This is a genomic window from Sphingobium sp. 22B, assembly GCF_001580035.1.
Classification (GTDB): Bacteria; Pseudomonadota; Alphaproteobacteria; order Sphingomonadales; family Sphingomonadaceae; genus Sphingobium; species Sphingobium fuliginis.
In genome coordinates this window covers 42,035-55,392 of record NZ_LTAB01000014.1, presented here as the reverse complement: position 1 = coordinate 55,392, position 13,358 = coordinate 42,035, and the positions used below count along the sequence as shown (strand labels likewise).

The window sequence follows — 13,358 nt, the reverse complement described above, 5'->3', positions numbered from 1 at the left end:
GGCGACTGTCATGCTGACAGGGTGGTGAACGGCCTCGGTGTATTGTGGGGTGGTAGGGCCGCGGTTAATAGGCTGAATCTCAGTCAATCACTGGAGCAATATGACAGGCACATCCAGCACCCGCGGCACGGCTCGCCTTCGCCTGTTGCTAGCCCAACTCATCGCGGACCACTTCAAGGCTTACGATTTGCCGTTGCTTGGAGAGCGCCTAGGTCTCGCACCAGGTACTGAGGGCGAGGCGTTCAGCAGCAAAAGGATGTACATCAGCAAGCGACTGAATGCGTTGGATGATGCGGGAGTAAGACGCGCGGGGCGGGAGTTAGCCCGAGACATCGCGAACGATGAGTTGGACGAACTGGTGGGTAACGGCAGTCCGGCCGACGAGGCGATTTCCAACGCGCTACACCGCTTCGATCGCGAAGTAGTTCACCGGCGTTGGACTGACGCATTGGAACGGCGGGCCACCGATCCCGAGGGGGCGATCACTCTAGCCCGCACGCTGCTGGAGGACGTGATTAAATGGCTGCTATCGAAGCAGAATGTTGCATATGAAGAAAAAGCCGATTTGCCCGCGCTCTATCGGCTGATCGCGGCTGAGTTGCGCCTCGCTCCCGACGCGCATACCGAGGACGTGTTCAAGCGCATCCTGGGAAGCTGCCAATCCGTTGTGGAGTCGCTAGGTACGCTTCGGAACAGGCTAAGTGATGCGCACAGCGTTGGACCCATGCGTGTAAAACCGCACGGCCGGCATGCGGAACTCGCGGTCAACCTCTCGGGCACGATGGCTACCTTTTTGGTCGCTACCTGGGAAAGTCGCATGACATAAGGCCAATCGGCCAAAGGTCTGACACGAGATCCCGAGGTGACGCCTTCCGTGTCTCAATTGATTGGACATCCCGGCTTCTTTGGACCGGTGATTGGACCGCCCAATGCCGCAGAAATCCTAGCTTTTTATTCGCCGGTCCAATCAGTCCAATCAGTCCATAGAAAAGACTATACGTGAGTGAAATCCTGCCTCCAGCAATAGGCTAAATGGCGGTGCACCTGCAGACGGATTCAAAACGTATAAAAGATTTCCCCTGTGGACCGATGGGACACATTGGACATGCATTATATTTCAATAACTTATGCCTTAATCTGTTTGGACCGTTCATTGGTCCGCATTGGACCGGCTGAAAGCGCGACGGGTCCCTTTCCCTTATTCAGCCCTACGGCGGCGAGCGCTGAGCCGCGGATGCTGACAGCGGTCAACTACACGTAGGGGGCAGACGCAATTTTTCCGAAAGAACCGCTAGGGGCAGACGGCAATTAGATACCGCCTTGGGATATGGCACGGAAAATTCGACGCTGGAAACTGGTTTGCGGGTTTGCCTTCAACGTGAACCTTCTTCGCACCGATGCACTCAGCAAGGCTATAGCGCCCGCGCCTTGCCGCCCCTGCTGCCAAGTTTAGCAGCAGCGGATTTGATCGGCTCGCGTTTGTCCTCTTCTTCGCCTGTAGCAATGCGGGCGATCTTGATGGCGTTGCCGATCACATCCGCTGGGCGCTTCTCTCCGCGTGGACCTTAGGTATTTTTGTCCCCAACGCCCAACAGAAGCGCGTCGATGCTTTCAACAATCCGCTGGAACCGTTCCAAATTCTCAGCTCGGTCATCCTGCACCACACCACGCACACGGCGCTCAACCGGATAGGTTCCGGCTTTCACTTCTTCTATCCTCTCCGCATACCAATCGCGTTCGCGTATGAGATGGTCCATAACCTCTTTGTCAGCCGTCATATAGCCTCCATGCTTTCCGCTAAACATATAGGAAGCATGGGGCCGATGCGACACGCGATCCGTCAAAATTCAAACTGAGACACTACAAGGCTGGCTCATAATCGGGAATTGCCGCCTTCGTTTTCCCACTGGTCGATTGCCGCCTCCAACTGACGCTCGCGACCATGCACAGTGTGAGCTGCGCGAAACATGCGCTCCCGCGCTGCGCCCAAGGCAAAACCCTGTCGCTCAACGCTGGTGTGCAAATTGAGGCGTCGCGTTGATGGTGATGACAGAAAATTCGGTGAGACGGACATGTCGTGCTCCTTGCCAAACGGGAGCACAGGCCTCTCTCAGTCGCGGCATGTCTGGTACATGGAAGCCGTGATACCGCAGTATAACATATCGCGCGATGAAGGCCTAACCGTCTGCGTCGGCGTGATGCGCCTATGAAAGGAGTGCATTAAGGCAGCAGCCCCACTCTCAGAAGAGCAGGATGGTTGTATCCTTCGATATATTGTTCCGGTCGCGCAATTTCCGTCAAATTTCCGGCAACGAACATAACCGAGTCGCGCCAACATCATTCGCCTTCAGGGGGAAAGTGCGACATGGGTTATTTCAAGCTGGCGCTGGGGGCAGCGCTCACCATCATCCCTGCAATGCCGGTCCAAGCGCGTGACCCCGTGCTAATTCAGGCTTTGCAGGTGGGGCCGGAAACGGTGCGCTATTACAAGGGCAAGCCGACGCTGGATCTGGAACAGCAGTTGGGCGCGGTGCAGGTTTCACCCTTTACCATCGATCGAGGCAGCCTCGTCTTCACAGTGGCGGTGTTCAACCGCAGCGGGGCGCCCATCAATGTCGGTATCGAGAATGTGACGGCAACGGTTGATGGCGTGCCGCACAAGGTGATGACCGTCGAAGAGCTGATTAAGAAAGAACAGGACCGGGCGCGGTGGCAGCAGATCGGGCTGGCCTTTCTTGGCGGGCTGGCAGCGTACAGCGCGACGCGGCCGACGACATATCACAGCACCTATAGTTCGCCTTGGGGCAGGTCGACGTATACGGCGCGCTGGTCCAATCCTTATGCTGGATACAATGCGGCGGTGATCGGCGCAGGGACAGGCTTGGCTATCAACGCGGTTCAGGAACAGTTGGACCGCACCACGGATGCACTGGGCGAAAATGTCATGCAGATCACCACCGTCGACCCCGGCGACAGCTATGCCGGCAAAGTGGTGCTGGCCAAGCTGCGCGACAAGCGATTGCCCAAGCGGGTGCGTCTGCTCGTATCGGTGAGCGGCGAAACCTATCCGTTCGAATTCCAGGTGGTGAAGATGGGGACCCCGGCGCCGGTATTCGCCGCCGTGGCCCGAGAAGCACCACCGGCTGCACCGCCACCGGTAGCTCCCCCTCCGATGCCGGCGGTGCAGACCATTACGGCCCAGGCGCCGCCGACCGCTGTGATCCAAAGGGCCAGCATTCCAGCGCGACCCACTGTACCGCAGCCCGCAATGATCCCCGCAAAGCAGGACATCGTCGCACCGGCAGTCCCTGGCGGACCGCCGCGGCGATTGGCCAATACGGCGTCTGGCTACTGCCTCTTGGTCGGTCCGGACTATCGGGGCAGCGGTTCGCTTGACCGGCCAGCCGTGACAGATGCCCTGCCTCGATGCACCAACTGAGGCAGGCATGAGCCGGATATTTGTGCCCTCCAATGGGGCAGACGATTGGCAGCAGCTTCTGGCAAAGCCTGATTTGCATTGGGCGATCGGGTATAGCGCCCGAACCTTGGCGCATTCATGGGAGGCGGCGAACGGCTTCCCTCCCGAAGTGAGCCATGTTCTTTCTCAGGCACTCGGTCCCACGGAACTGCTGGTGGCCATGCCGGAATGGAAAACCCCGCTGCCAGGTGGGCGCAGGGAGAGTCAATCGGACGTCTTTGCGTTAGGCCGACATCCTACGGGCACGGTGGCTTGCGCGATCGAGGGGAAGGTTGATGAACCCTTTGGCCCGACGGTGGCTCAGCGGATGGAGAACGCCACGCCCGGCAGGGTAGAACGGCTGAGCTATCTTTGCGAAATGCTTGGGTTGGATGAATGCCCGGCCGATGTCCACTACCAGCTCCTGCACCGGACAGCGTCAGCCATCATCGAGGCTGACAGGTTCGGCGCGACGGATGCCGCCATGATTGTGCATTCATTTTCACCAGACCGCCGATGGTTTGAGGCGTTGTCGCGGTTCGCGGATGCGCTGGGCGTGAAATTGACGCCGGATGAACCGGTGAGCCTCACTACGCCCACTGGCCGCCGCCTGGTTCTGGCCTGGGCGACCGGAGATCAGCGTTTCCGGGCAATGTAGATTCGGATCAACGAATTGGGAGGCGCTCGATATGTCTGTTGGGCTGGGCAAACACTTTGCTTTCCTTAACGCCCCTCTTAGAAACAGCCGATGGTCGTGGGGATCGGAGCGCGATGATGGCACGATCGTCCTCCGTGTGTGGCAGGACCAGCGTCATCAGGCAGATGGTAAAAACTATGTGCGGCTAACCCACCACGAGGCCTACACTGACGATCCTGACAATCTCGGCCACCGCGAGCGCGTAACCCATGTGGAACGGGTCAAAGGAGGTGCTACTGCCTATGCGGTCATGTGCACCCCAAAGGATGCAATGGCGCGGCCGCGTGAAGTAGGATCATTCGACCGGCGCGAACTCATTCTCTTAGGCGAGTTGAGAGAAATCGGCGGAAATATCTGGGGTGAGATAGCCGGGCGAGTACCGGTCTCAATCGTGCGATGAATCATTTGCGCTGACGTCTGTGGCAGCACCGAAGCGAGGAAACGCGGGAATGCTGAAGTCGATTACCGCAGTGGAGATGGCGCGGGCAGCGCGGATTGAACCCAAACGATTCAGGGCGGCTTTAAGAGCGGCCCGCCTCCCTTGGCATCGCTACGTGATGCCTTGGATTGCAGTGGAGGGAAGCGTCGAACACCGTGACATGATCGCGGTTTTGAATTCCCTTATGGGTAGATTGGCGGCCCCCGTTTCCCGAAATGCGTCTCCGGCGCCTCGCGGGCGCTCTGTTCGGGCGGATTCAGACGAGCACTATATTATCGATTTGTGTGATCGCGCCCTGGGCAGCACCGCCTCCCGCGGTCACCGTTTCCCTTTTCTGTTGGGAGACCCTGATCGTAACGGAACACGTCGATCGCTTCCGGTCGATGCTTTTTACCCCGCTCATCAACTGGTCATCGAATATTGTGAGCGGCAGCATAGTGAGACAGTCCCATTCTTCGATCGCCGTGCAACCGTGTCCGGTATCTCCCGCGGCGAGCAGCGGAGGCTGTACGACCAGAGGCGCCGCGATATGCTGCCACAACACGGGCTGGTGCTGATCGAATTTCACTATTCCGATTTCAATCACAGTCCGGCCAAGCGCCTCCGGCGGGACACTGCTGATGCCGAGATTATTCTAGGTCGGCTGAAAACGGCTGGCTTTCTATAAGGCAGCGTTAGCTGTGTTGAACTATGGGCCTTCATAGCCAATCACAGCCGTTTTAGCCTAACCGCCAACCGCTGAAACCAACCTCCGATCCAAAGGAGGTTTTCAGTGACAGGGTATTCCACGATCTCAGCTCTACCGCCAGCGCTTCACCAACGCGGGCACGCTCTGGACCTGTACAACGAACGCGCCAATCGCCGTCGGTTCAACCGCTCAACTTACCTAAGTCGCCGCCCCGTGATCTGCTTCGGCTTTGAAGTTTTCCCCTGCGCACCGCGAGCGGCTGCTGGGGCTCATTGGAAAGGATTAAATGATGGCTGATTTTACGATCGGTGACTTACCTGAAGCGACCAGCGTCGGTGACGACGACCCCCTGGAATTGCAAACCACTGCAGGCAATTCGCGTAAGGTAAAAAGACGAACTTTGCTTGGCGGCGCGGGTCTTGGGGGCATCGGCGGCAGTTTTGATTCAGAGTATGCCGCGCTGGGGAGCTTCACCAACTGGACTGCGGCCAAGGCACGTGGCTCGACTGCACCGCTGGATCGCATTTATCGGGGATAGCAACGTCATGGGGGCTGGCGCAGGGATGGGCACGTTGAACCTGACGGGCGGGCTTGCCGCCGGCATGGCAAAATTATTCGCCACGGCAGCCGGGTATCATACAGACGCTTTCTTCGGAGAACAAAACGTCACAGGGGCGGGCGTTGCCGTTAACACTCACGACCCGCGATTGACCTTAGGGTCGGGCTGGGCGGCCGATACTACGGCAAGTATCGTTGGCGGAAGGTTCCTCATCGGAAACGCCGGTGCCTCGGGCAAGCTCCGGTTCACGCCGACTGGTTCATTCACCAAATTTCGCTTCTGGTATCCGACTGCGTCGATCTGCAACACCGCTCTGACAGTGTCGGTCAAAGGCAGTGTGATCGATACCTTCAATCAGACTGGCAGCAACAGCCTGACTTACCGCGACTACACGGCTGCGGGCAGTTATATCGAAATCGGCGGTGGGACGACCGGGAAAATGTATGCTGCGGGCATTGAGACTTTCGACGGCACGGCAACCCCGCTGTTGCTCACCTGCGGGTACTGGGGCGCCAAAGCCGTAGATTTGAACCTAACGGCTGATCCTTGGAGTCACAGAAACGAATTAGTGGCGTTGGACCCTGACTATGCCATCATCTATTGCACCATCAACGACACCGTGGCGGGCACGGCGGGAGACAGCTACTACGCCAGCATCGAAGGCACGGTCGCAGCACTGAAGACCGCGGGGGCGGATGGCTGCCTCGTCGTCGGGATGCCGCCGAACTCGAGCAACGCCACCGGATCTTATCTGGCCAACATCGCGCGGATTCTCCGCAACATTGCGCTCGACTATGGCTGGTCATTTTACGACAGCCGCACGGCCGTCGGCTTTTCGCAAGCTCGCATGATCGCCAGGGGATATCAATATGATGGCTCGCATCCCAACGTTGCTGGGCATTCAGCAATAGCAACTGGGCTTTACGCCTTCCTGAGTGCAAATGGCCTTTAAGTCGCTTGTATCGAGACACCAGGAATCGTTACAAAGTTGTAGGTTTTCATTCCAATTAAGTTGGTTTCATTGCGTATAATTTAAAATATAGGCGAAAAATTATTTTCCAATAAGCAAAATCAACTTTTACGTGCATTGACAAATAGAATGTTGATTTCTTGTTTGATTGATAGAGAGTATTTTATTTCATAGCATTATTGATAAGATATCTGCCGTGACGCAGAGGAGTCTTCCAGTGAACGAAGATATCGAATTCTGGCCAATTCGGAAGGTCATCCAAGCAGTGGGTCTCAGCAAAACAGAGATCTATCGCCGGATCGCAGATAATCGCTTCCCGCCAAGCCGTAGATATGGTGATGGCAGCAAGCGATGCTTCTGGCTGTCGACCGAAATCAAGGCTTGGCAGGAAACCATCCTCTCGGGTCAGTGAAGCCGCGCCCTCTTGTATGACGTGCGGCCTCAAGCAGTGCCGCCACTTCCGCCGGATTCATCACGTCATCCCACACCACACCATTTCCTTGGAAGCGCAGCCGCCACATCTCACCCTCTTGGGCAACCTGTTGCATCGTGAACTCGTCGACTACCAGAGACACATTCTCCTCGTACTGGCAGCTCACATAGCAATTATCGATGCGGCGCTGCGTCATCAATCGGCCTGAAGTCAGGCCGCCAGGATGCGAGTAGGTGCCGACGCTGTAGAAGCGCCAGCCACCGACATACCTGATGAAGCCGTTGATCTGGTAGATGGTACGGCCGGTTCTCTTATCGATGCCTGCCGCCAGCCACGTGTCACCTTCCCCTTTTGATTTATATGCCGCGTGTGGTGATGACGGCGACCGACTCCATATCGTCATCACGGATTTCGACAGCGCGGCGGAAATCGGCTGGAGACGTGGCCTCCATTTTCGCCCGGTTCCTCTCCATCTGCGATCCCGCCTAGGCAGGGACAGAGGATAACATTACCGCGCCGATCAGCAGGCCGATCAAAGACTTAGCCATAAATCCTCCTACATGCAGATGAGGGGCCGCTACAGCGCGGCTACGCATATCGTTGTGGCGAAACCGATCTCAAAGGCAGACCATTCGCCACCTTCAACCGCGTTGCGGATTGCGGATAGGATCAGGATTGGGTTGTCGGTGTCGCGCGCAACCGCAAGCAACTCCCGGGCTGCAGCCTCCCCGGCCGCACAATCCTTAGAGTAATCCCCCGAGCGAACGGGCAGCCACGCGAAGCGTTGTCCTTCGATCGGGTTAGCTGATTCGGCATCCATAGACAGAATATTCATTTTTAAACCCCCAAAAAGCTAAAGACGACTCGCCGCCTCCAAATCGAAAAATTCCACGAGTATGAAAATGAGTCAAACTATAAATTTCCCATATTGGACCATGCAGTCCCACAGTGTCTAAATCTACACTCACGTCAGACGTGACAAATCACCATTCAACGTGATTTTACTTGAACTCAGTAATTTGGTATTTCTGTCTTCAGGGGAACATGGAGACAGACACATGGCCAATCCCGTTACCCCGCAACATCTCAATCAACTTTTGGATAGTTTCCCGGAAGTGGCGGAACAGATCGCCGCTTGCGATCATGCCACCGAAACTCCGCTGGTGGAGAGGCTAACGCGCGTCATTTTTGAGAATGACGAACTGGTGCGCCACCTGGCAGCAATCGGCCGGGGAGTTTCCGTCGACGCGGTCAGGCTTGGCTCCATGCTGAACATGCTGTCCGCACTGGGTTGTCTCGCCGCCACAAGCCGCAGCCCGCATGTCGTCGAAATGGTGGAGATTGCCGAGGAAAGGCTATCGCCATCTACTGCCGTGAGAAATCATCTCCGTCTAATCGGGAGCAATGATCAATGAGCAGCCGTAACAGCGACGTTCAGCTAGTCATCAAGGCCCGCGACGAAGCCCAGAAGACGATTGACTCGGTTTCGGGTGCTCTGACGAAGTTGTTCGGCATCCAGAACAAGGTGTCGGGATCTGCGGAGGAGACCGGCGCCAATATCGGAAAGTTGGCGTCCGTTCTCGGTACGCTGGATAAGGCTTACTCATCGATCGCAGGTGTGACCGAGCGCGCCGAATCCGCGTTCAATCGGCAGAAGACGGCAATCGCCGGGCAAAAGGCCGAGTTGCAGGCCTTGCAGGCACAGGCCACCGCCGCCGCAGCGGCTCTCGAACGTCTCAACAGCGGCGACGCTATCGTCAACGCCGGACGCGATCAGGCGGGGCGCCTGTCACAACTCAAGGCGGTTCAGGCTGAATATGATCGGTTGAGCGGTCAGATCGACAAGCTGGCCCGCTCGATCGCGACGCAGGAGGCTGGTCTCAATACCGCCGCGTCGTCGCTCCAGCGTGTTGGCAGCACCGCCAATGCCGCTGAAGCAGCCGTGGCAGGCGCTCGCCGGGAGATCGAGCAGCAGACCAGGGCATTGCGCGAACAGGCGGCTGCCGCGGAGACCGCAGCCAATGTGCAACGCGTCACCGGCACCGGTCGAGGTGCGGCGGTCGACAATGGCGCCGGTTTCGAAGCCTTGGCGCAGCGCGAAATCCAGCTTCAGCGAGATCGGGAACAGGCAGCCCGCGAGGCTGCCGCCGCCGTCGCGGCATCGGTGCGCCAGTCGGTAGGTCTCGGCAGCGGCCGCGCCACCGACAATGGTGCAACCTTTCAGGCGCTGGCCGCCCGTGAGGAGGCAGCGGCGCTCAAGGAAGCCGGTATCGCGCATCAGATGTTCGAGAACCGGGTGAAGGAAGGCGTCGCCGCGATGGCGGAAGCCACCCGCCAGGAACAGGCGATGGCCGATGCCGCCGCGCGTTTGCGGGCGCAGCTTAACCCGATCGCAGACATTGAGGCCAAGCTCACTGTCGAACAGGGCAAGCTGAACAACCTGTTCGAAAATTTTAAGATTTCCGCAGACGAACTCAGCGCCGGCATGAAGTTGCTGCGTGGCAACGCCGATAACGCGATTAAGGCAATCAACGGGCAGAACGGCCTCGATTCCCGCGGCCGTCCGTCCATGTTCGGCCTCAAGCCGTATGAACTGACCAACCTTGGCTATCAGATTAATGACGTCGTGACGCAGCTTGCGTCGGGCACTTCTCTCGCGCAAACCTTGGGGCAGCAAGGTGGGCAGATCCTGCAACTGTTCCCGCGTGTTGGCGCAGCTATTGTCGGCGCATTGGCGTCCGGGCCTTTCCTTGCCGCTGGCGCAGCACTGACCGGCATCGTCGTTATCCTCAAGGATGCCTATGAACGGGCCGAACGCATCCGGCAGTTTGGTGGTCTGCTGACGCTGGCAGCCGGTTCCGGCAGCGACGCGACGGCCAAGGGGTTGAATGCCGCCACCGAAGCCTTGGACCACTATGGGCTATCGGCTGAGAAGGCCGTTGCCGTCGTCCGTACCTTGATGAAGGAGGGCTTCGACGAAGCTCAAATCGTCAAGTTCGGCAAGGCCGCGCAGGACATGGCTGATGTCCTCGGCATTGATGTGGTGGAAGCCGCCAAACAGATTGGTACCGCGTTCAACGGCGGCTACGAGTCGATCCTCAAACTCGGCAAGGCCACCGATGCTTACACCGCGGCCGAATATGCCCGTATCAAGGCGCTATTTGATGCTGGGAAGGCGGAAGACGCGCGTTCACTCGCATCCAGCATCTTCGTCAAACGGCAGGACGAAGCCGCGCAAAAGGCAGTCGGTCCATGGACGCACGCTGCGCGGACATTCGGTGATGCGTGGGATAGCGCACTTGCTGGCCTGGCGAACAGCAAGCCGGTGCAGGCGCTCGGCGGTTTCTTCGATGATCTGGCGAATTCGGTCAACAAGGCCGTCAACGCGCTCAAGAACATGGATGAGTCCGACTGGGTCAACGCACTGGCCAAGTTGAACAGTAAGCTTTCGTTCGGTCTCACAGATGCATTCAACCGGCAAGCCGGACTGCCTACCAGCACGGGACCGGAATTCCCGAACAGTTTGACCGGTGGCAAGTCTACCGGGATCGATCCGGCTGTCTTCAAGCAGCAACCAACAGCGAAGCCCGCTGCGCCAACCTACAACGCAGCCGCCACAGCCGCCGCGTCGAAGGCGGCTGATGAAGCGGAGCGCGAAGCCCGCGCGCAGGCCGAAGTAACCAGCGAAATCCAGATCCAGAACCGGCTGCGGGATCTGCGTATCAAGCTGCGCGAGCAGGCACAGGATCAGTTCGGCGCCAATGCCGACCCGAGGCAGGTCGACCGTTTCGTCAATGCGGGCGTCGATCAGGAGCGGATCAAGCTCGAAAAGCAACTGACCGAATATCGGGAGCGACAGAAGAACGCCGCCGAAGCCGCTGCCCGCGCCGATGAACAGGCGCTGCGCGCCTATGTGCAGCGCGTCGTCAAGGCCGAAAACAGTACCGGTCGCGCCGATGCCCGCAACCCGTCCTCTACCGCGACCGGCAACGGGCAGTTCATCGAATCGACCTGGTTGAGCCTGTTCCGGAAATATTTCCCACAGGAAGCCGCCAACATGGGTCGCGACGCGATCCTTGAATTGCGGAAGAATGCTGACGTTTCCGCGAAGTTGATCGAACTGTATGCGCGCGAAAATGCCGCCGCGCTGCAGAAGTCCGGTCAAGCGGTCACCGAAGCCAACCTCCAGCTTGCCCACTTCCTGGGAGCCGATGGCGCGGTCAAGGTGCTGAAGTCGGCCGCTGGCACGCGGATCGCCGACCTGTTCACCAGCGCCAAAGAGCGCCAGGCCATCGCCGCTAATCCGACCATTCTTGGCAACGGTGCCACCCGTGAGTCGGTGCTGGCCTACGCCGATCGTCGTGCCGGCGGGACCGGCAAAGGGAATGTCGGTTCCACGGTCCAGACCGCCATGGAAGGCGAGGCTGCCCTGCGGAAGATCGAGCAGGACCGCCTCGACGCTCAGGACAAGTTCAACGCGAAGGTCGACGATGAGAACGAGAAGCGGAAGCTCGGCATCGATTCGATGCGGGCGCAACTCGGACTGGTCGGCGAAGCACTGCTGGCGAAGCAGCGCGAACAGGCTATCAATGAAGCCGTCCTCGCGAAACAGCAAGAAATCGACAAGCTGAACGCCGATCGGACGGCCAAGGGGCTGCCCGAACTGGAGTTCACGGACAAGCAGCGCCAGGAGATCATCAAGACGACCGGCGCCTATTTCGACCTCGCACATGCGCGGGAGATGGCGACGGCGGCGGCCGATGACGTCCAGAAGCCCGTGGACGATCTGACGGCGCAGCGTGACGCCATCCAATCGCAGATGGATTTCCTGAAAAATCAGGGATTGGGTGAGGCGGCCAACGCGCTGCAGCCGACCCTGAATGCCATCAATGGGCAATTGGACACGGCCGTCCAGAAGGCGATCGAGTTTTATCGGAACCTCGACCTGGTGAACGATCCGCTCGGCCGCACACAGGCGCAGATTGACGCGATCATCACGCGACTGGAAACCGCCCAGGCCGGAACGACACAGTGGGTGAACATTCTCGGTGTCGGTGGACAGCAGATCGCGCAGGTGTTCGCCAACCAGGCCACCAATGCGATCGATAAATTCGCGCAGGCGGTGGCGGAAGGCAAAAACGTGTTCTCTTCGCTGAAGGATGCCTTCCTCAGCTTCGCGGCGGATTTCCTGCGGATGATCGCGCAGATGATCCTGCAGGCGATCATTTTCAACATCGTGTCCAGTTTCCTGCGCGCCGCTGGCGGCAGCGCGGCGGGCGGTGGTGGCGCAGCCCCCAGCGCTGGTAGCCTTCCCAGCAGCTACGGCCTCAACCCGAGTTTCGCGCACACCGGCGGCGTGGTCGGTGAAACCTCGCTGCTGTCGAAGCCGGTCAGTCCGGCATGGTTCGCCAACGCGCAGCGCTACCATGGTGGCGGCATCGCCGGGTTGCGGCCCGATGAGGTGCCTGCTGTCCTGCAACGCGGCGAAGAGGTGCTGACGGCTTCCGATCCCCGTCACCGGAACAACGGTTGCCTTAGTGGCGACGGGCAAAACATCAATATCGTGAACAGTTTTGATCCTGATGAAGCGGCACAGGCGATCCTCAATACCCCAGCCGGGGAAAAGGCCGTGCTGAACTTGGTCACACGGAATCGCCGTGCGTTTCAGAACGCCCTTAATGGATAGCTGATCGCCAGTTCCGCTGCCGCGAGGGACCGCCAATCAAAGGACAGCGGGAAACATCTCGCTTTCTCCAATTTCACTGGCCAACATCTGGTTCCTTCGGGAGAGGGTTTCGCGATACTCTTGCGCCTCGACGTCCCTGAAGAAGGTTGCATCGGGCGCGAGCCGCTGAACTGCAGCTTCAACATATTCAATCGGCGGAAAAACTCCTTCCGGAAGTTTTGCGCGTTGATTCGGGTACCTTCAAACTCGCCATGTAGAGCGCGTTCAAGCGCGGGTGCATCATCGCTGTAAATGATGGCGTGTGTATCGAAAACAAAGGGAACGCTGGCGTCACCCAGTTCGCGCATGCGCTCCTGGCGTGGCTTGCCATGCTCCGCGCCTTTCAACATTGCGCATCTGTAGCCGCCCCAGACCAGTCGATTGCCCACC

16 protein-coding genes are annotated in these 13,358 nt (G+C 58.6%); 10 read left to right on the top strand and 6 right to left on the bottom strand.

Features of this window, described 5'->3' with window-relative positions; all coding sequences use genetic code 11:
• Positions 1-100: 100 nt before the first annotated feature.
• Positions 101-826, top strand: coding sequence for an abortive infection family protein (locus tag A0J57_RS13990; RefSeq protein WP_061938584.1), 726 nt, complete (start codon positions 101-103; stop codon positions 824-826).
• 586 nt (positions 827-1,412) lie between these two features.
• On the opposite strand, the gene A0J57_RS27195 is transcribed toward A0J57_RS13990, so the two are convergent.
• The 3 genes from A0J57_RS27195 to A0J57_RS26910 form a co-directional block, all read right to left on the bottom strand.
• Positions 1,413-1,535, bottom strand: coding sequence for a hypothetical protein (locus A0J57_RS27195; protein WP_268873888.1), 123 nt, complete (start codon positions 1,533-1,535; stop codon positions 1,413-1,415).
• Positions 1,536-1,565: 30 nt separating this feature from the next.
• On the bottom strand, positions 1,566-1,778 hold the full coding sequence (locus A0J57_RS13985) for a hypothetical protein (protein ID WP_061938581.1): 213 nt from the start codon (positions 1,776-1,778) through the stop codon (positions 1,566-1,568).
• A gap of 95 nt (positions 1,779-1,873) precedes the next feature.
• Positions 1,874-2,074: a hypothetical protein gene (locus tag A0J57_RS26910; protein ID WP_153023169.1), complete on the bottom strand. Its 201-nt coding sequence runs from the start codon at positions 2,072-2,074 to the stop codon at positions 1,874-1,876.
• A gap of 291 nt (positions 2,075-2,365) precedes the next feature.
• Between A0J57_RS26910 and A0J57_RS13980 the strand changes: the two genes are divergently transcribed.
• The 7 genes from A0J57_RS13980 (at position 2,366) to A0J57_RS13960 (ending at position 7,222) form a co-directional block, all read left to right on the top strand.
• Positions 2,366-3,439 (top strand): hypothetical protein, encoded by a 1,074-nt coding sequence (locus A0J57_RS13980; RefSeq protein WP_061938577.1) that lies wholly within the window; start codon positions 2,366-2,368, stop codon positions 3,437-3,439.
• A 7-nt stretch (positions 3,440-3,446) separates the two neighbouring features.
• Positions 3,447-4,115 carry a hypothetical protein gene (locus A0J57_RS13975; protein ID WP_061938574.1) on the top strand — a complete coding sequence of 223 codons (669 nt, stop codon included), beginning with the start codon at positions 3,447-3,449 and terminating at the stop codon, positions 4,113-4,115.
• 31 nt (positions 4,116-4,146) lie between these two features.
• Positions 4,147-4,554, top strand: coding sequence for a hypothetical protein (locus A0J57_RS26015; RefSeq protein ID WP_076605772.1), 408 nt, complete (start codon positions 4,147-4,149; stop codon positions 4,552-4,554).
• A 49-nt stretch (positions 4,555-4,603) separates the two neighbouring features.
• A complete protein-coding gene (locus A0J57_RS26635) occupies positions 4,604-5,260 on the top strand; it encodes a hypothetical protein (RefSeq protein ID WP_201030942.1) in 657 nt (218 codons plus the stop codon).
• Positions 5,261-5,570: 310 nt separating this feature from the next.
• Positions 5,571-5,819, top strand: coding sequence for a hypothetical protein (locus A0J57_RS26385; protein WP_158298525.1), 249 nt, complete (start codon positions 5,571-5,573; stop codon positions 5,817-5,819).
• Positions 5,820-5,853: 34 nt separating this feature from the next.
• A complete protein-coding gene (locus tag A0J57_RS13965) occupies positions 5,854-6,792 on the top strand; it encodes an SGNH/GDSL hydrolase family protein (RefSeq protein ID WP_235600874.1) in 939 nt (312 codons plus the stop codon).
• Positions 6,793-7,027: 235 nt separating this feature from the next.
• On the top strand, positions 7,028-7,222 hold the full coding sequence (locus A0J57_RS13960) for an AlpA family transcriptional regulator (protein ID WP_061938565.1): 195 nt from the start codon (positions 7,028-7,030) through the stop codon (positions 7,220-7,222).
• Here the strand turns inward: A0J57_RS13960 and A0J57_RS26010 are convergent.
• Together A0J57_RS26010 and A0J57_RS13955 are read right to left on the bottom strand one after the other, a co-directional pair.
• Positions 7,185-7,646 (bottom strand): hypothetical protein, encoded by a 462-nt coding sequence (locus tag A0J57_RS26010; RefSeq protein WP_153017849.1) that lies wholly within the window; start codon positions 7,644-7,646, stop codon positions 7,185-7,187. The two genes, A0J57_RS13960 and A0J57_RS26010, sit on opposite strands and share 38 nt — an antisense overlap.
• A gap of 174 nt (positions 7,647-7,820) precedes the next feature.
• Positions 7,821-8,078, bottom strand: a complete 258-nt coding sequence (locus A0J57_RS13955; RefSeq protein WP_153017848.1) for a hypothetical protein — start codon at positions 8,076-8,078, stop codon at positions 7,821-7,823.
• A gap of 223 nt (positions 8,079-8,301) precedes the next feature.
• Here A0J57_RS13955 and A0J57_RS13950 point away from each other — a divergent pair, with 223 nt between their 5' ends.
• Together A0J57_RS13950 and A0J57_RS13945 are read left to right on the top strand one after the other, a co-directional pair.
• Positions 8,302-8,658 carry a hypothetical protein gene (locus A0J57_RS13950; RefSeq protein WP_061938559.1) on the top strand — a complete coding sequence of 119 codons (357 nt, stop codon included), beginning with the start codon at positions 8,302-8,304 and terminating at the stop codon, positions 8,656-8,658.
• Positions 8,655-12,929 (top strand): phage tail length tape measure family protein, encoded by a 4,275-nt coding sequence (locus A0J57_RS13945; RefSeq protein ID WP_061938551.1) that lies wholly within the window; start codon positions 8,655-8,657, stop codon positions 12,927-12,929. The genes A0J57_RS13950 and A0J57_RS13945 overlap by 4 nt, the downstream gene beginning before the upstream one ends.
• On the opposite strand, the gene A0J57_RS25330 is transcribed toward A0J57_RS13945, so the two are convergent.
• Positions 12,908-13,276 carry a GIY-YIG nuclease family protein gene (locus A0J57_RS25330; RefSeq protein WP_201030941.1) on the bottom strand — a complete coding sequence of 123 codons (369 nt, stop codon included), beginning with the start codon at positions 13,274-13,276 and terminating at the stop codon, positions 12,908-12,910. The genes A0J57_RS13945 and A0J57_RS25330 overlap by 22 nt on opposite strands.
• Positions 13,277-13,358 lie beyond the last annotated feature (82 nt).